Source organism: Pseudoxanthomonas sp. CCNWLW251, from assembly GCF_037402255.1.
Classification (GTDB): Bacteria; Pseudomonadota; Gammaproteobacteria; order Xanthomonadales; family Xanthomonadaceae; genus Pseudoxanthomonas_A.
In genome coordinates this window covers 575531-592809 of sequence record NZ_JBBEGA010000002.1, presented here as the reverse complement: position 1 = coordinate 592809, position 17279 = coordinate 575531, and the positions used below count along the sequence as shown (strand labels likewise).

Here is a 17279-nt window from a genome sequence, read left to right as displayed (position 1 = left end):
CGCGTTGCGAGCCGCGGCCTGTGGATGGCGTTGCTCCCGCCTCTTCTGTGGAGTGCTGCCTTGGCCGTATCCGATCCGTCGTCTGCGCGCACGTCGCGCCGTGCCTTCCTCAAGCTGTCGTTTGCTGCGGCGACGCTGCCGTTCGCCAGCCGCTGGTTTCCTGCGCATGCGCAGGTGCCGAGCATGTCGCGCGCGGACTTCCCGCAGTCCGTCGCTTCCGGCGATCCGCGTCCCGACCGCGTACTGCTGTGGACGCGCGCACCCGACGTCGACGGGCGCGATGTCGTCGTGCGCCTGCAGGTCGCCGACGATGCGGCATTCTCGCAGTTGCGTGTCGAGCGCGAACTGACGGCACGCGCCAGCCACGATCACTGCCTGCGCGTGCGCGTTGACGGCCTGCTGCCCGGACACCGTTACCACTACCGTTTCCTGCGGCAGCGCGAAGGCGCGTGGGTCTCGTCACCGGTCGGACGGACGCGCACCGCGCCCGCGGCAGATGAGCCTACGCCGCGGCTGCGTTTCGCCTTCATGAGCTGCCAGGACTACGGCGGTCGCTGGTACAACAGTCTGGTGCCGTTGCTGCGGGAGGACCTCGACTTCGTGCTGCACCTGGGCGACTTCATCTACGAATCGGTGGGCGACACGAGTTTCCAGCGCGCCGACGGCGCACGCGGCATCGTGTTCGACGACATGGCCGGCGCGTTGCGCGTCGGGGCTGCGGACAGTGGCTATCTCGCCGCCTCCAGCCTGGACAACTATCGCCAGCTGCATCGCGAATACCGCACGGACACCGCGCTGCAGGCCTTGCTGGAGCGCGCGCCGCTGGTCGCCATCTGGGACGACCACGAATTCAGCGACGACTGCTGGCAGGACCATGCCACGTACGAAGACGGACGCCGCGAGGAAGGTGATGTGCGTCGTCGCCGCAACGCTGAGCGCGCCTACTTCGAGTACATGCCGGTCGATGTGGCCGTCGGCGAGGTGGAGGCCACCGGTGCACACACCGTGGACGACGACCGCCTGCACCCGAATGGGCAGCTGTGGCGCCGACTGGACTATGGGCGCGACGTCAGCCTGTTGCTGCTGGACTACCGCAGCCACCGTCCGGACCATCCGATTCCGGAGGATGCGTTCCCCGGCGCGCTGGCCTACGACGAAGCTGCGCTGCGCCGGGTGGCGCCCGCTCTCGGCATGGACTGGTCGGCCTTGTCGACGGCACTGATGCCTTACCTCGATCTCGGCGACGAGCACTGGGAGCCCCTGCGCAGACCGCTGCGGCGTGCGCTGGCGAAGGCGTACATCGACGCGGGCGTGGACAAGCGGGACGCCACGGCACGCGCCACCGCCTTGTCCACGCAGCCGATGGCGGTCTACGTGATCCGCGATGTGCTGACGCGTTACAACGCGGCAGTGCCAGGCTTCATGGAAGTCGATCTTCCGCCGGACGCCCATGACGAGTATCTGCGTGGCTTGCCGTGGCTGGCCTTCGGCAAAAGCGCGCTCTTCAGCCACCTGGGCAGCCGCTACATGGTGGTGAAGGACAGCTACGACCTGCTGCTGGCGTTGCGTCGGGCAGACGGGTCGTTGCCGTCCGCGCTGGGCGATGCGCAGCAGGCGTGGCTGGCCGCGCAACTGGCCGACGCGCCGACGCGCTCATTCTTCGTGGCCAGCTCGGTGTCGATGACGCCGATGGTGCTCGACCTGTCCAATCCCGTGCTCGATGCGCCGCCACTGCTGCGCCGGAAGTTCTACCTCAACGTCGACCAGTGGGACGGCTTCGGATTGCAGCGCGATGCGCTGGTCGCGGCGCTGGACCGCACGGCCGGCGCGGTGGTGCTGTCGGGCGACATCCATGCCAGTTTCGCCACGCAGCATTCGGCAAGCACGGTGGAATTCACCGCGCCCGCGATCTCGTCATCCACGCTCTCGGCCATCATGGCGGATGCGGCGAAGGCGGATCCCGCCACTGCATCTGCGGGTGAACGGCTCGTCGCCGGCCTGGATGCCCTGCTGGCGGCGGGCGAGCCGCGCATCCGGCATGCGCAGACGCGCCGCCACGGCGTCGGTCTGTTCCAGCGCGATGCCGGGGGCGACTGCGAGGTGCAGTTCCTGCTGCTGCCGTCGGACCTGTGCAGCCAGCGGCTTTACGACGACACGGCGCAGATCGATGCCGCACTCGTGCGCGAGCGGTTCGACCTGGTGACCGGGGCTACCGGTGAGCGGGTTCTGAAGAAGCGGACCTGACGCCGCGGCGTCAGCGCGTCCACCACGCCGCCAGCAGAGGCGCCGCCACCAGCGCCACCACGTCCAGCGGCGTCGTGGTGAGGGAGATCAGTGTCCAGCCGTGGTGCGCACCCAGCCGGAGTGCGGATTCCCACGGGGTCAGCCCGAACGCGAAGCCGAGCTGGGTCGCGGGCAGGGCCCACAGCGCCAGCGCCGAGATGATCACCGTGACCACTGCGGCCAGCACTGCGCGGCGCGTGCCGGCGGCCATCCCGCCCAGGCGCAGCACCAGCACCACGTCCAGGGCGACCAGCAGGGCCATCCAGCCTGTCTGGCGCTGCAGGTAGAGCGCCAGCGCCACCCAGATCACCAGCACGCAGGCACTGGCCACGACGAGCACGGGGAGCAACCAACGGGGGATGCGGCGCGGGGCAGGGGGCATGGAGACTCCGGAATGGCCGCCAAGGATACGGCCTGGACGCAGCCGCAGGGGTGCGGGGGCTACAATAGGACGCCTTGCAGCGCCCCACGCGCGCCCCCATCTGGTCCGGCATGTACTCCCGCAGCAGCGAACCCGTCCAATTCTCCCGCGATTGCGCCGCCGTCCTGGTGCCGCAAGGGGAGCTCGTCACCCTGCCGGCCGGCAGCTACGGCTACATCACCCAGGCGCTGGGCGGCAGCTATACCGTTTTCGTGGAAGGCAACCTGTTCCGCATTGCCGGCAAGGATGCGGATGCCATCGGCAAGGAGCCCACCGAGCCGCTGTCGTTGCCCGACAACGCCAGCGACGAAGAGGTCGAGGCGCTGGTGTGGAACCAGCTGCGCACCTGCTTCGACCCCGAGATCCCGTTCAATATCGTCGACCTGGGTCTGGTGTACGAAGCCAACCTCAGCAAGCGCGACGACGGCCAGCGCGACGTGGAGGTCAAGATGACGCTGACCGCCCCCGGCTGCGGCATGGGCGAGATCCTGGTGGATGACGTGCGCAGCAAGCTGGAGATGATCCCCACCGTCGCCGACGCCGATGTCGAACTGGTCTTCGACCCGCCGTGGGGCCGCCACATGATGTCCGATGCCGCCAAGCTCGAGACCGGCATGCTCTGAGTCCCGCGCGACTCCCACCCGTTACGCAGAACCGTCAGGAAGGAAGAGATGAACGTCATGAACGCCACCCCGTTGACCTACCGCGTGAACGCCGCCGCGAACGCCAAGTCGTCCGTCGAGCGCGACGCCATCCTCGCCAACCCGGGATTCGGCCTGCATTTCACCGACCACATGGTCGCCATCACGTGGGACAAGGCGCATGGCTGGCATGACGCCGAAGTGCGCGCCTACGGTCCGCTGTCGTTGGACCCGGCCGCCTCGGTGCTGCATTACGGGCAGGAGATCTTCGAAGGCATCAAGGCCTACCGGCATGCCGATGGCTCCATCTGGACCTTCCGCCCCGACGCCAATGGCGCGCGCCTGCAGCGTTCGGCGGCGCGCCTGGCATTGCCCCAGTTGCCGGTGTCCGAGTTCGTGGAGTCGCTGCGCCAGCTGGTCGCGGTCGATCACGCGTGGGTACCGTCGGCACCGGAGACGAGCCTGTACTTCCGTCCCTTCATGATCGCCACCGAAGCTTTCCTTGGCGTGCGCGCGGCGCAGGAAGCCGGCTACTACGTCATTGCCAGCCCGGCCGGCGCGTACTTCGCCAAGGGCGTGGCACCCGTGTCCATCTGGCTTTCCGAGGACTATGCGCGCGCCGCCAAGGGCGGCACCGGCGCCGCGAAGTGCGGTGGCAACTATGCCGCGTCGCTGCTGCCGCAGCAGGAAGCCCAGGCGCAGGGCTGCTCGCAGGTGCTGTTCCTCGATCCGGTCGAGGGCAAGTATCTGGAAGAACTCGGCGGCATGAACGTGTTCCTGGTGTACAAGGATGGCCGCATCGTCACCCCGGAACTCTCCGGCAGCATCCTGGAGGGCATCACCCGCTCCAGCATCCTGCAGATCGCGCGCGACCGCGGCCATGCGGTGGAAGAGCGCAAGGTCTCCATCGATGAATGGAAGCAGGGCGTGGCATCGGGCGACATCAGTGAAGTGTTCGCCTGCGGCACCGCCGCCGTCATCACGCCGATCGGCCAGTTGAAGGGCAAGGATTTCGCCGTGGGCGACATCGGTGCGCCAGCAGGTGAAGTGACGATGGGCATCCGCAAGGAACTGACCGACATCCAGTACGGGCGCCTTCCGGATCGCCATGGCTGGCTGGTCAAGCTGCGCGACTGATCCTCGCCGCCCGGTCGATGAAAAGCCCGCTGAAAAGCGGGCTTTTTTGCGTAGGGAGACCGCGCTCCTGCGAATAAAAAATTCGCGCGCCATCACGCCTCCACTACGTAAATGAATCTACGCGTCGCTGTCCACCGGTGACTTCGCTACATGCGTGTAGCCCAACGATTACGTTTGCAACATGCTGTCGCGAAGTGTGTCTTTCATCGCTGATTCATCGGGTCGCGCTCCGCTAGTTTCTGGATGCGCCACGCACTGCGTGGTCGTGTACCCGGTCGAACGCAACCGCCCGTCCACCCCCTCCCGTGCCAGCCATGCGCCCCCGACCGGGCTTTTGCCGCATTCGCGGCTTTCAACCTTTGAGGGAGAGTCTGATGTCTGCAATTGCAAAGCGTGGTTCGTGCCTCCGCCTCCTGTGCCTGTCGTCGGCCGTGATCGCCTCGTTGTATGCGTTGCCTGCGATGGCGGGTCGTGTGGACATGAGCGGTCTGCAAGTGGAAGAACCCGGCGGCTACGATCGTTTCATCGTGAAATACCGCGATGGCAGCGCCGAAAGCGGTGATGCATCGCAGTTGCAGCGCTCGCTGAGCACGGCCGCCAGCACCGGCGTGGCCAAGCGCGGTGGCCGTGCGCTGGGCCTGCAGAAGTTGCGCCGCCTGGCAGCGGGTGGTGCGGACGTCGTGCGCGCCGACCGCAAGCTGGACCGGGTGGAGGCCGAATCGCTGATGCGCCAGCTGGCGGCCGATCCGAACGTGGAATACGTCGAAGTCGACCAGCGCATGTACGCATTGCTGACACCGAACGACACGCGCTTCTCCGAGCAGTGGGGCTTCGGCACCACCGCGTCGGGCATCAACGTGCAGCCGGCGTGGGACAAGTCCACCGGCGCGGGCGTGGTGGTCGCGGTCATCGACACCGGCATCACCAACCACGCCGACCTCAATGCGAACATCCTGCCGGGCTACGACTTCATCAGCGACACCTTCGTGTCGCGCGATGGCAACGGCCGCGATTCCAACCCGAACGACGAAGGCGACTGGAATCCCGTCGCAGGCGAGTGCTATGCCGGCTCGCCGGTCACCAACTCCAGCTGGCACGGCACCCACGTGGCCGGCACGGTGGCGGCGGTGACGAACAACGCCACCGGCGTGGCCGGCACCGCGTTCGGTGCCAAGGTGGTGCCGGTGCGCGTGCTGGGCCGCTGCGGTGGCCTGACCTCCGACATCGCCGACGCCATCACCTGGGCCTCGGGCGGCACGGTCAGCGGCATTCCCGCCAACGCCAATCCCGCTGAAGTGATCAACATGTCCCTGGGTGGCGGCGGTACCTGTTCGGCCACGTACCAGAACGCCATCAACGGCGCCGTCGGCCGTGGCACCACGGTGGTGGTGGCGGCGGGCAACAGCAACACCAACGTGTCCAGTGCCGTGCCGGCGAACTGCCCGAACGTGGTCGCCGTGGCGGCGACGACGTCGGCCGGATCGCGTGCCAGCTTCTCCAACTACGGCACCGGCATCGACATCTCCGCGCCCGGGCAGAGCATCCTGTCCACGCTCAACACCGGCACCACCACCGCCGGCAGTGCCAGCTACGCCTCGTACAACGGCACGTCGATGGCCGCGCCGCACGTGGCGGGCGTAGTGGCGCTGATGCAGGCCGCCGCGCCTTCACCGCTCACGCCGGCGCAGGTGGAAAGCATGTTGAAGAGCACGGCGCGCGCACTGCCGGGCACATGCTCGGGCGGTTGCGGTGCGGGCATCGCCAACGCCGATGGCGCGGTGGTGGCGGCGCAGGGCGGCACGCCGCCGGGCGGCGGCACGCAGACCTATACCAACACCACCGATTACAACATCCCGGACAACAACACCACCGGCGTCAGCAGCAGCATTGCGGTATCGGGCCGCACCGGCAACGCACCCAGCAATGCCCAGGTCGCGGTAAACATCGTGCACACGTACAAGGGCGACCTGATCGTCGACCTGATCGCGCCGGACGGGTCGGTCTACAACGTGCACAACCGCAGCGGTGGCAGCGCCGACAACATCGTCACCACGTACACGGTGAACCTGTCTAGCGAAGCGCTCAACGGCAACTGGAGCCTGCGTGCGCGTGATCGCGCGAGCGTGGACACGGGTTACATCAACAGCTGGAGCATCACCTTCTGAGGATTGCCCCCGAGGGGAGCACAGGGAGGTGCAGGAAGAACCCCGGCTTTGGCCGGGGTTCTTTTTTTATGTCACCTTCCATAGCGGAGGTGGAGACCTCACCCCAATCACATTCTCTGCAACTCCTGCCAAGTCGCATCGACGTTTGGCGTCAGCTAGGATGAGGTACATTCTTTCGATGAGCGACTGATGTAGATATGGCAGTCAGCGCGGACTCGCTCTCACGGACTTGAAGGACCGGCGACGGCGCGCCAGCGTTAATCAACAGGAGGTTGTAGATGCATAGGACGCTTTTCGTCAGTCTCACAATGGCGGTGGCCGTGAGTGCTTGCGGGTCTGGTTACCGCAACGCATCCCATCAGTCGGGTACGCTCTCCCCAGGAGCCATGTCGCTTGGCTCGATGCTCCCGAGTGCGCCTCCCGCTACTCCCGATCCCTGGATTCCATATGCGGTGGAGAAAGGCATGGGTGCGGAGTGGTGCCCGGAAGACCCCAGCGACGATAGCGGAAGAACACGATATGGCGGGCTCAACAGAGCATGCTTCGGTTTGCTGCCCCGGCATCTCGCTGAAGTGCTCGTCGCCATCCCAACAGAGCACATCTTCCTGCCGACTGACGTCCGAGCCGATCAGGCGCGTCGACCCCAGCCCTATCTGGCGCTGCCAGGGCGCGGGAAACGGCCAGACTTCATGGCAAGTATCGATATTCTGGAAGGCATCCAGGTGCGCTCGTTCGAGGGGACGCAGTCGTCCGACACCGTCTATCTGGTGATCGGCCCTTTCAAGTGCATCGATAACGATCCCTTGATAGCACGGGAAGGCGAGTATCGGGTGGAGACGGAAGCCTGCAAGTCGGCGCATGCCGAGCCGCGACTCTACAAGTGGTCGCCCAAGGGGAGTTTGCGCGACGTTACCAGGGAGTACCTCCCAAAGCCTGCGATGACGCAGGCCGAGCAGGCACTGACCGCGCCCTTCATGCCCTATCTGGAGACCACGAAACTGGATCATGCGCCGGTCATGCGGTGGACGATTCCTCTCAAGGATGCATCGCCTACCAGTCGGGCGGACGCCCATGACGATGATCCGGTCCCGATGCCTGACTGGGTGCCAGAGACCAAGCGACTGGGGAATGGATTGCATCTTGGTTTTGTGGTCTGGAATGGGAAGAGCTTCGAGCTCCGGCAGCGGGCCCCCCGAGTGCTATGGCCCCTGCCCAACTGCGATCTGCTGCGGCCGGATGTGAGATGTCGTGAGAACGACCGAGCTCGAGTCGAGCACCAAGACCCGTTCGTCGACAAGGACAGCAGTCGCCAGCCAAGAAGGATGACGCGATGACCAAACCCCAGCTGAGCGATGTTACGGATATCGACATGCACGCGTCAGCGTGCCAACTAGTCGAGCCATTTCCGAAAGAGCGCGACGACCAGCTGCAGCACCACAAGTACTGGGGAGAGATCTTACTGAGCGTACTCCTCCTCACCGTACTTCCGGGTTGTCAGAGCGGGTTGAAGCCGCGATCCGACAGCATCCAGCGATCTGCCGTGGAGAAAATTCACGCTGAGGACATGCCCGACGACAACGGGTTCATGGAGATGCGCCTTGGTGATGCGCTGATCACCCTGGAGTCGGATGGCTGTTCCAGCCGGATGATCAGCAAGCTGATATGCAGCAACGTCCGTCTGACTGTTTCGACTCCCACGTTACGTCGTCAGACGCTGCTTCTGCCGGAAGTCTGGCTTCCAAGGGCACCCCCACCCGACAGTCCTGACGAGACCGGCTATCGCGGATCCCTGGACAAAGGGTTCGCCGAGGGTTGGCACGGCGTCATGCTGTCCGACATCAATGACGACGGATACGAAGATCTGGTCGTCTGGAGTGGTTCCGACGGCACCTATGGCGATCCGTCCTACACCTACTTTCTGTATGACGCGAGGCCCCGTCGCCTCGTGGAGAACAAGGAGTTGGCGAAGCTGATGGAGTGGCATTCCCTGTCGCGCATCGTCGATGGCCGCCTGTTTGCCTGGTATCGCAGCGGGCCATGCGATCGCGGCGAAAAGGTGATCGGCATTCGTGGCAGCACTGCGGAGTTGCTGGCGAGCAGGGACTACACCACCTGCGGAGAGCATGCCCTGGAGGGTGAAGAGATCTTCGATGATTCATGGATGAAGCTGGAAGGAGAACCAAGGCGATGAGTGATGGATACGGACGCAGTGCAGTTTCCCCGATCACCCGCGACCAGGCAGTGCGTCTGATCGTGCGGACGTGTATGGAAGAGGGAGTCACGGATGAACGTCAGATCGCCTACGTATTGGCGACCGCAGAGCACGAAAGCCAGAACTTCATCAGCCCCGAAGAGGCGCACGGTCGCAAGCAGGCGGCGCGAAAGGGCTATGAGGGCAATGAGCAAGACGGCTACAGGGGCGGCGAGGAATATTTCGGCCGCGGTTACGCACACCTCACCCATTGGCGGAACTACCAACACGTCGGTGGATCGCTTGGGCGAGGCGACGGGCTGGCGCGTGAACCCGTCCTCGCAGCGGAACCGGAAATTGCTTCCCGGGTCCTCGTTGTCGGCATGCGTGACGGCCTGTTCACAGGGCGCGGACTGGACGACTACATCACTGCCGACAATGTCGACTATCTAAACGCCCGAAGGATCGTGAACGGCACCGACCGGGCCGCTGATGTCGCCGCACTCGCACGGAACTGGGAGCCGGGTGTAGACGATCTGGTCACCTCAGTCCAACGTCATGGCGTCGATTTGACGCCGGTGCCGGAAGCGCGCCAGGCCGATACGCCGCTCCAGCGTGGTGACGCCAACGCGCGCGCGTTCGAACTGCAGCAGTACCTTGCCGCTTTGAACATTACGAATGCAGCGGGCCAGAGATTGTCTCCAGACGGCGACTTCGGGCGTTCGACCGAACAGGCCGTGAGCACCTACCAGCGCACGGCGGGAATCGACCCGCCGACCGGAACGGTGGATCAGGCATTGTTCGACCGGATCCGAGGCGATGTCTTGCGGGCCAATCCAGACTTCCGGCTCAAGACCATCATGGATTTACACGGGCCGTTGAACGATGGAGTTCTCGGCCCCGGTGAGCGCGGCGATGCGGTCGCCGAGTTGCAGGAGCAGTTGCAGGGGCTCGGCTTTCGCGGAAGCAATGGGCGGCCGTTGGCCATCAGTCGCAGCTACGACAACGCCACCTTGGAGGTCGTTCGCCGATTCCAGGACGGCGCGGGCATTGCTCCCGCGAACGGATTGGCCGATGAACGTACCCGCGACGCGATCAATTCCCGGGCGGTGGAACAAGGGCTGCAGGAAGCGACCGAAGTGGTGCGTCGCAGAGAGCTACAGGACGCCCGACAACCGCAGCAACCGCGAGACCGGGAAGTAGATCAGCGTCAGGGCACGCATCGCGACCTGCCCGGGCCATTCAACGAATTGATGGTGGACAACTACCTCGCGGCCATCCTGTCCGGCGATAGTGCGGCCGCTGATCGAGCGGCAACCGCGTTCGCACGCTCCGCAGAAGGCCGGCACATGGAAGCACAGGGAGTCCAATGGCTTTCCCAGCACCAGGCCGCCGAGCAGGCCCAGGCCCAGGACCGGCAGATGGCGCGCTAGCTGAGCATCTGAAGAGCCCATCCACACGGAAGTCGAGAAGAAGGAGGTGTCATGGACGACGTCAATACGGTGCCGGTTGCCGCCACACCATCGGATGCCATCAAGGCGCTGATGCTGCTGCGTGCCGAAATGGTCCAGCGTGAGGCGCGCATGAGCGCGACGATCAATGAACACGTGCAGTTGCTGCGGCAGGAAGCAGGCCAGTTCCATCGCGATGTCGCCGCTGTCGTCGAGGGCGCGGGCATGCGAATTGCGCGGGATGCCCGTGAAGCGGTTTCTCCCGTTGCCGCCGAGTACGGCCATGCCGTATCCGCCACGTCCGCGCAGCTGCGCAGCGTGGGCAGAACGGTGTGGCTGTGGCTTGCCGCCCTCGGCACCACCCTCTTGCTGGTGCTGTTGGTGGCCTGGACGGTGCTGGGCTACTACCGCCGCGAACTGTCCGCCACGAAAGAGGAACTCCAGCGCTATGAAGACGCCGTGCCGGTCGTGCAGGCCTTCTATGCCTCGGATGCGGTGATCTGCGGGGGTGTGGTCTGCACCAACGCCAATCCGGCCGGGCCGCGTGCCGGCGACAAGGGGCAGTACCGGGCGGCGAAGCTCAGGTCGCAGCCCTAGGCAGGGAATCCGGCGATGCACCGTCCACCATCGTCGGATTGGACGTGCCGCCGCCGCCCGACGGATGGCAAGCGATGCCGGCGCGGACTGCCGGCATTTCCTTATACTCGGCCCCATGAGCATCTGGCTGGACATCGCAAGCATGGACGGGGCCGAGCTGCCGCAGGGCGGGGCGTTGCGCATCGAGGTGCGCGATGCGTCCTGGGCCGATGCGCCCGCGCGCGTACTGCATCGCCTGGAAACCCAGGTGCCGCTGCACGCCTCGCTGTTCCCCGTGGAGCTGCGACTGGACACGTTGCCGGCCGACGCCATCGTCTGGATCCATCTCGACGCGGATGGTGATGGCAGGGTGTCGGCCGGCGACTACATCACGACGCAATCGTATCCGCTGACATCGCGAACGTCCGGGCGGATGCGCGTGGAACTGCGTCGGATCGGATAGTCGGACGTCCGGCGAGCCAGTCGGCGATGGCCGAGGCGATGGGAAGGCCCGTACGATCCTCGATGAAAAGAAATTCGCCCGCCGTGTTCACTTCGAAGAAGTAGTACTCGCCCTCCGGCGTACGCCGCAGGTCGATCGCACCATACGTCAGCCCCAGCCGTTCCATCAGTGCCAGCAGGCGCGCCTGCACGTCGGCGGGCAGGATCTCGGCCGTGATTGTCGCCTCCCCCACATTGCGGCGGAAATCGATGGAGCCGGCGCGTGGTGTCCATGCGATGGACGCAGCGAAGAGGGCGCCATCCACCGCCGTGACGCGCAGGTCGGCCTGGGCACGGACGTACTCCTGGAAGATCACCGGGGCCACGCGGACCGTATCCAGCTGCGCATGGTCCGCAGGCTGCAGCAGGCGGGTTTCGCGCCAGATCGCATGGGTGCACGAGAACGTCTTGTAGATGACGTCCAGCGGCGCGAGTTCGCTGATGAAGCTGCGCGCCTCGTCGGGATCGGAGGTGATCAGCGTGCGGGGCGTGCGCAAGCCCACTTCGGCCGCCACGCGCAACTGGCGTGCCTTGCGCGAGGCGGCATCGTCGCGATTGGGGTCGTTCATCCAGCGCGCGTCCAGCATCAGCTGCCAGAGGCCGTTGAGCCCCTCGTTCCACTCATTGGCCGTGAACAGGTGGGTCTGCGGATCGCTCACGTCCGACAGGTCCGGCGCCTGTGGCCGGCGCCACCACACGGCGCTGGCCTGGTCCAGCCGGTGCACCTGGCCATCGTCGGTGCGATAGCGGATACGCGGGCGCGGCCCGTGCCGATAGTCCACCGTCAGCGTCGCGCGACGGGGGAGCTGGGCCAGGTCCAGCAACAGCACGGGTTCTCCGCGCTCTTCCAGGCAACGGACCACGCGCATGGCATGCGCGTCGTCCGGGTGGGAGATCACCACGATCATGGAGGTCTCCTTCAGCCTGCCGCGCCGTCTTCCTGGCGCAGCAACTGCTCCAGGAGTGCGCGTGTCTGGTCGTACTGCGCCTGCAGGGAGCCGCGCGCGGCATCCAGCCGGCCCAGTTCGTCGGCCAGTTGCTGGAGATGACCGTCCAGCTCTGCGGCCGTGCCCGCCGCGCCAGTGGCGGTACCGTCCTGATGCGGCGTGACCACGGCGAACGGCGCCGCGCCCCCGAGCGAAGGATTGAGCTGCGGATTGACCGAGATCTGCGGCAGGCCGGGCGTGAGTACGTTTTCGGCCAGGGTGGGGCCGGGATCGAAGATGCCTTCCTTGATCGTGTCGCGGATCTGCTCCTTCAGCGTGTCCGTGATCAGTTCCTTGCGCGTATCGAGCCGCACATCCTTGATCTGCTCCTTGCGCGTATCGAAGATCTGCTCCTTGCGGGTATCGGCGATGTTGTCCTTGATCTGCTCCTTGATGGTGACGGCCGGGCAGCGCGAGTTGACCGCCGCGATGTCGCCTGCCGACAGTCCGTTGCGCTGGCCGATCGTCGTGCCCGGCGGCACCGTGCCGATGGGCGTGATGGTGTTGCTGCCGTCGGTGGAGAACGCATTCAACGGGTAATGCATGATCGAGCCGTAGTCGTACGGCCCGATGTCATCGCCATCGGTGATGTGCTGGTTGAAGTTGTGCTCGAAACCCGGCTGGATCCTGTCCCAGTTGATGCGGACGAACATGTCGCGATCCTCGCGACTCTGTTCGTGCCACAGCCCCACCACGTGGCCGATCTCGTGGATGGTGTTGCCCAGCGTGCAACCCGCCGCGAGGTTGACGAACTGCTGGCCACCGCGCCGTCCGACCTGCGCGGAACATCCCGAGCCCGTGCGGAAGGTCACGAAGTCGGCTTCGGTGGTCCTGGCGACGAAGCGGAAGCGGGTGTTGGCTTCCCAGTGGGCGATGGCATCGGTGACCCGCTGCTGGTTGGGCAGCGCCGGGTCGATGGTGAAGGGCACCCGGCAGTTCGGCCACTGGAACTGCGCGCCGGAAATCATCACCGCGTGCACGACGCCCGCCGCGCTTTCCTCGCGCAACATGTCCGACATGCGTTCGACTTCTTCCACGGTGCCCAGGACGATGTCGCCCTCGAACATCGCCATGCCGTCCACCTCCACGTACTGCACCGGCCTGACGCCGAAGGTGTCGCCACGGATCAGTGCGGTGCGTACGGGTCCTGCGCCCCTGAACTCGCCCGTCCTGCCGTTGCCGCCATCATTGGATCCGCGGCCTGCGCTGCGCGATGCCGGGGTCTTCTTGGTTGCCATGTCCAGATCTCCTATCGGGTGAACTGCCTTCGCCGTGGATGGGCGAGCGTGACGGCGCGTGCGTCCGGAGGAGGACTGCGCCGCAGCTGCAGCAGGGAGGAGCGCGCGCGATGCGTGTATTGCGCGGCGCGCTCCGGTCATGCGCCTACGTGTCGCGTCCGGATCACGTGCTGGCGATCGTGTACCGCCCTGCTTCAACGGGAACAACGCGCAGGTCCGTGGGCAAGGGCCAGCGGTCGCATACCGCTCGTCAGCGCATCAAGGAGAATCAGCTACATTCATTTACATGGATGCGCGCACGCAGCGCCACATCATGCGCAGGCGCACGCGCGCATGCAGTGGGCGCGGTGGATGAACGCGCTGCGCCAGGCAGCTTGGAAACAGTTCGCCGCCGCGTGCTTGAAAACCTCGACCGGATCCCGGATGCCGCGGAAACAGGACTCAGGAAAGTGGGGGCAGAGTACGTTTTCCTGTCACGCTTCCGGTCGCCGCAGGAAATCTTCCTCGCCGCCGAGTCTTTGAACCTCGCTTCCGCACCTCGATGATTCAACGCCAAGGCGAAGAGCCTCGTGCCCGGACCGGAATGCGTCGACGGCAGGAGAATTTCCTCGTCGGCTCACGTGAAAGCATCTCGATGCCAAGGCAAATTTCCCTGTCAGCTCACCTTGAAGGTTCGCGACCAGGGAGATCCTCCTTGCCGGCAGCCCGAGCGGAGCCGGCGGTGTCGATCCGCTGCCTACTCCTTCGTCGGATAGGCAGGGGCAGCTCAGGGCAGCCAGCGTAGCGGCCACTGCCTCATTCCATTGAGGAGCGATGCATGACGACGAACGAGAAGGTGAAAGGCCCGGCTTCCTACTTCCCCTCGATAGAGAAGCAGTACGGCAAGCCGGTGGAGCACTGGTTCAAGGTCCTGGACGCCGTCAGCGACCGCAAGCACATGGAGCAGGTGGCTCTGTTGAAGACGGAGCACAAGATGGGCCACGGGCATGCGAATGCGAATGCGCTGGTGGCGTATTACAAGGCAAAGCGCGGGGATTAGGAAGCGACGCTCGCCCCGCGTGCCGTGACATTCGCGGCAGCGGCATAGGTTGGGGTGAGCGTGCGAACCCCAATATGCGGGAACGATGCTGGGCCATGGACTATCGGCGCATCTGCCAGGAAGGCAGCACCTACTTCTTCACGGTCAACCTGGCTGAGCGCTCGGGCACGCTGTTGGTGGATCGCATCGATGATCTGCGCGCTGCGGTCCACCTGGTCGAGCAGCGGCATCCGTTCGATATGTGGCGTGGGTTGTTCTGCCGGACCATCTGCACGCGGTCTGAACACTCCCCGAAGGAGACGGCGACTGCGCCACGCGCTGGATGCTGATCAAGGCGGGATTCTCGCAGGCGATACCCAAGGGCGAGCGGATACGCGCCACGCGGCGCCGCAAGGGCGGGCATGGCATCTGGCAACGTCGCTTCTGGGAACATTTGATCACCGACGAAGACGATCTGTGCCGGTATGTGGATTACGTGCACATCAATCCGGTGAAGCATGGCTAAGCGGCCCGTGCTGGGGACTGGCCTTACAGCTCGATCCGTCGGTGTATCCAGCGGGGCGAGATGCTGGCGGATAAGCCGGGGCGTCCGAGGACGATTTCCCTGCGGGGGAGGGCTGAAGCTGTTGGGGCTCGCTGCGCTGACCTCAACCTATGGGCTGCGTTCGTATCAACCGGACAGGCACAGTTACGTGGCACGTGCAGTGGATTGGCCGTACAGTCCGATCCACCACCGCCTCAGGTCGGCATGAGATGCCGAAAGATTGGCTGCAACGCCGGAAGGCGATTTTAGTGCGGGGAAGGCTGAGGCTGCTGGGCGGAGCGCAACTTATCGAGATGCGGGCACAATCAGATCAACTTCATGGAAAGGACGTCAAGGAGCGCGAATGAGTTCAGCAATTCTTAGGGTCGATGATTTTCGCTGCCATGACGAGCGCTTGGTCCAGATTCTTCCCGGTAGAGAGGATGAGGCCGCTGAAGTGGCGCTCTCTCTTCGCGACGCAGGACTATGTGACGGCGTCTTTGTGGGTGGAAAGGATGTCGTGGACTGGGGATTTGTTGATCGCGTCAGATCGCTAGACAGATTCTTCTTTTCGAATGTTGACACATCGTTCAAGGGTGTGGATGTCACGGTCTTGAGGAATGCCCGAGTGCTGGGAGTATCGGATGTCAAGATCGATCTGGATCTCCGATCGTTTGAAAGGCTGTCTTCTCTCGGGTATCAGTGGAAGAGCCATCCGGGCGGATTGATGTGCTTGCCTTCTCTGCGAGAAGTCAGCTTCTGGGGTGTCAGAAAAAATCTGGGTGATGCGGGGTTTGGTTTTCCTGCTCAGCTCAAGGTGTTCAGGTTGATTGGGTATGCGGACAGTCGCATGGACATAGGGGGCGGGGTGCCATCCCTTGATGTTCTGAGCATAAGTCGTGCGAGGAGTTTGACTGCGCTTCCAAGGCTCGGCTCGGTGAAGAAGCTGGATGTTTCCTTCGTGGGAAAAGATTCCTTCGACTACCAAACGGTTCCCGATGATGTGGAAGAGCTGATCATCGATTCGTGTGCGCCCATTCAAGATTGGCGATTTCTTGAGGGGAAGAAACATCTTCGGCGCCTGTTCATCGATAGAACGAAGTTCGTTGCCCCGGTTGGCCGCTTGGCGAAGTTCCTTGAGGGTGTCGAAGATGTTTACATCCCTTCATTGCGCATATCAACGAATCCCTGAGAGCATAGTTGGGGCGAGCTTGCGAACGCCAACATGCGAGGAAGATGACTGGTACTTGAACTTTCGATTTGCGCAGGTTGGCTTACTCCGTGGACGCTTGCGTGCAGATGACGGTGGCGGTAACGCTGTTGGGCTTCGCTGCGCGCGCCCCAATCTATGACCTATGCATCCCCCAGCCTTTGACCACTCGCTGCGCGCTCCATAACCTGCGGTCCCGCTTCGCGGATCGCTCCAATAGGCTTCATGCCAGATGAAGAGAATCCTTACAGGCAGTTTCCTGATCGTAGCGTTGGGCGGTTGCGGCAAGGCTCCGCCGGAATCCGTGCCCGTTTGCTTTCCTGCCGGAGAGTCGCGCGGAGATCTTTCGCCAGGTGAGCAGAAAGCGCTGGCGGCGACAGAGCGAGGCTTTCAGAGTCGCTGCAGTGGCTCCGGAACACAATGCGGGTTCTCCTCCCGCATCAATCGAGACAACGAAATCACCGTGATGGTCATGTTCGCTCGACTGCATGGGCGTCCTCCTCAGTGCACATTTGCGCCGGGAGGGCATGAATTTCACATCTATTCCCTGGATGGCGAGTACATCCGCACGATCCCCGGTTATTAGGCAGTTCATAGGTTGGGGTGAACTAGCGAACCCCAACACGCGGGGAAGATGAAGTGGGCTTGAACTGTCGGCATGCGCAGATTGGCTTGCCCCGTGGACACTTCCGTGCAGATGTAGGGTGACGGTGTTGGGCTTCGCTGCGCTCACCCCAACCTGTGACCTGCGTCCGTTGCGCCGCGCTGGTCGCGCGGATCCGCTCGGAGAAGGTACTCTAGCCGCCGTTTCCGGACCCCTGTTCCCCCTTTGCCCTGGCCGCGGAGCGGCCCGGCTTGACTCAGGTGTCCGGCCATAGCAGACAAGTAGAGAACCATTGAAAGCAAACGATCTCCAA

General features: G+C 64.3%; 18 protein-coding genes. 14 read left to right on the top strand and 4 right to left on the bottom strand.

The window, feature by feature from the left end; all coding sequences use genetic code 11:
- Nucleotides 1-60: 60 nt before the first annotated feature.
- A complete protein-coding gene (locus WBN46_RS09795; protein ID WP_337731332.1) occupies nt 61-2244 on the top strand; it encodes an alkaline phosphatase D family protein in 2184 nt (727 codons plus the stop codon).
- Nucleotides 2245-2254: 10 nt separating this feature from the next.
- On the opposite strand, the gene WBN46_RS09790 is transcribed toward WBN46_RS09795, so the two are convergent.
- On the bottom strand, nt 2255-2665 hold the full coding sequence (locus tag WBN46_RS09790; RefSeq protein WP_337731331.1) for a hypothetical protein: 411 nt from the start codon (nt 2663-2665) through the stop codon (nt 2255-2257).
- A gap of 110 nt (nt 2666-2775) precedes the next feature.
- Here WBN46_RS09790 and sufT point away from each other — a divergent pair, with 110 nt between their 5' ends.
- The 8 genes from sufT (at nt 2776) to WBN46_RS09750 (ending at nt 11328) form a co-directional block, all read left to right on the top strand.
- On the top strand, nt 2776-3327 hold the full coding sequence (gene sufT, locus WBN46_RS09785) for a putative Fe-S cluster assembly protein SufT (RefSeq protein ID WP_192202406.1): 552 nt from the start codon (nt 2776-2778) through the stop codon (nt 3325-3327).
- 57 nt (nt 3328-3384) lie between these two features.
- Nucleotides 3385-4482 carry a branched-chain amino acid aminotransferase gene (locus WBN46_RS09780; protein WP_337731910.1) on the top strand — a complete coding sequence of 366 codons (1098 nt, stop codon included), beginning with the start codon at nt 3385-3387 and terminating at the stop codon, nt 4480-4482.
- A 374-nt stretch (nt 4483-4856) separates the two neighbouring features.
- Nucleotides 4857-6647, top strand: a complete 1791-nt coding sequence (locus WBN46_RS09775) for a S8 family serine peptidase (RefSeq protein WP_337731330.1) — start codon at nt 4857-4859, stop codon at nt 6645-6647.
- 464 nt (nt 6648-7111) lie between these two features.
- On the top strand, nt 7112-7981 hold the full coding sequence (locus WBN46_RS09770; protein WP_337731329.1) for a hypothetical protein: 870 nt from the start codon (nt 7112-7114) through the stop codon (nt 7979-7981).
- Nucleotides 7978-8838, top strand: coding sequence for a hypothetical protein (locus WBN46_RS09765; protein WP_337731328.1), 861 nt, complete (start codon nt 7978-7980; stop codon nt 8836-8838). Before WBN46_RS09770 ends, WBN46_RS09765 begins: the two co-directional genes overlap by 4 nt.
- On the top strand, nt 8835-10271 hold the full coding sequence (locus WBN46_RS09760) for a peptidoglycan-binding domain-containing protein (protein ID WP_337731327.1): 1437 nt from the start codon (nt 8835-8837) through the stop codon (nt 10269-10271). Before WBN46_RS09765 ends, WBN46_RS09760 begins: the two co-directional genes overlap by 4 nt.
- 51 nt (nt 10272-10322) lie before the next feature.
- A complete protein-coding gene (locus WBN46_RS09755) occupies nt 10323-10886 on the top strand; it encodes a hypothetical protein (protein WP_337731326.1) in 564 nt (187 codons plus the stop codon).
- Nucleotides 10887-11001: 115 nt separating this feature from the next.
- Entirely contained in the window at nt 11002-11328 is a 327-nt protein-coding gene (locus tag WBN46_RS09750; RefSeq protein ID WP_337731325.1) for a hypothetical protein, read from the top strand.
- On the opposite strand, the gene WBN46_RS09745 is transcribed toward WBN46_RS09750, so the two are convergent.
- Together WBN46_RS09745 and legP are read right to left on the bottom strand one after the other, a co-directional pair.
- Nucleotides 11255-12274 (bottom strand): MvdC/MvdD family ATP grasp protein, encoded by a 1020-nt coding sequence (locus WBN46_RS09745; protein ID WP_337731324.1) that lies wholly within the window; start codon nt 12272-12274, stop codon nt 11255-11257. The genes WBN46_RS09750 and WBN46_RS09745 overlap by 74 nt on opposite strands.
- A gap of 11 nt (nt 12275-12285) precedes the next feature.
- On the bottom strand, nt 12286-13590 hold the full coding sequence (gene legP, locus WBN46_RS09740) for a Dot/Icm T4SS effector Zinc-dependent metalloprotease LegP (RefSeq protein ID WP_337731323.1): 1305 nt from the start codon (nt 13588-13590) through the stop codon (nt 12286-12288).
- Nucleotides 13591-13700: 110 nt separating this feature from the next.
- On the opposite strand from legP, the gene WBN46_RS09735 reads away from it, so the two are divergent.
- The 5 genes from WBN46_RS09735 (at nt 13701) to WBN46_RS09715 (ending at nt 16344) form a co-directional block, all read left to right on the top strand.
- Nucleotides 13701-14135 (top strand): hypothetical protein, encoded by a 435-nt coding sequence (locus WBN46_RS09735; protein WP_337731322.1) that lies wholly within the window; start codon nt 13701-13703, stop codon nt 14133-14135.
- Between the two features lie 272 nt (nt 14136-14407).
- Nucleotides 14408-14629, top strand: coding sequence for a DUF4287 domain-containing protein (locus WBN46_RS09730; protein WP_337731321.1), 222 nt, complete (start codon nt 14408-14410; stop codon nt 14627-14629).
- Nucleotides 14630-14724: 95 nt separating this feature from the next.
- Nucleotides 14725-14958, top strand: a complete 234-nt coding sequence (locus tag WBN46_RS09725; protein ID WP_337731320.1) for a hypothetical protein — start codon at nt 14725-14727, stop codon at nt 14956-14958.
- Nucleotides 14952-15134: a hypothetical protein gene (locus WBN46_RS09720; RefSeq protein WP_337731319.1), complete on the top strand. Its 183-nt coding sequence runs from the start codon at nt 14952-14954 to the stop codon at nt 15132-15134. Before WBN46_RS09725 ends, WBN46_RS09720 begins: the two co-directional genes overlap by 7 nt.
- A gap of 382 nt (nt 15135-15516) precedes the next feature.
- Nucleotides 15517-16344 (top strand): hypothetical protein, encoded by an 828-nt coding sequence (locus tag WBN46_RS09715; RefSeq protein ID WP_337731318.1) that lies wholly within the window; start codon nt 15517-15519, stop codon nt 16342-16344.
- Between the two features lie 241 nt (nt 16345-16585).
- On the opposite strand, the gene WBN46_RS09710 is transcribed toward WBN46_RS09715, so the two are convergent.
- Nucleotides 16586-16852: a hypothetical protein gene (locus tag WBN46_RS09710; protein ID WP_337731317.1), complete on the bottom strand. Its 267-nt coding sequence runs from the start codon at nt 16850-16852 to the stop codon at nt 16586-16588.
- Between the last annotated feature and the right edge of the window lie 427 nt (nt 16853-17279).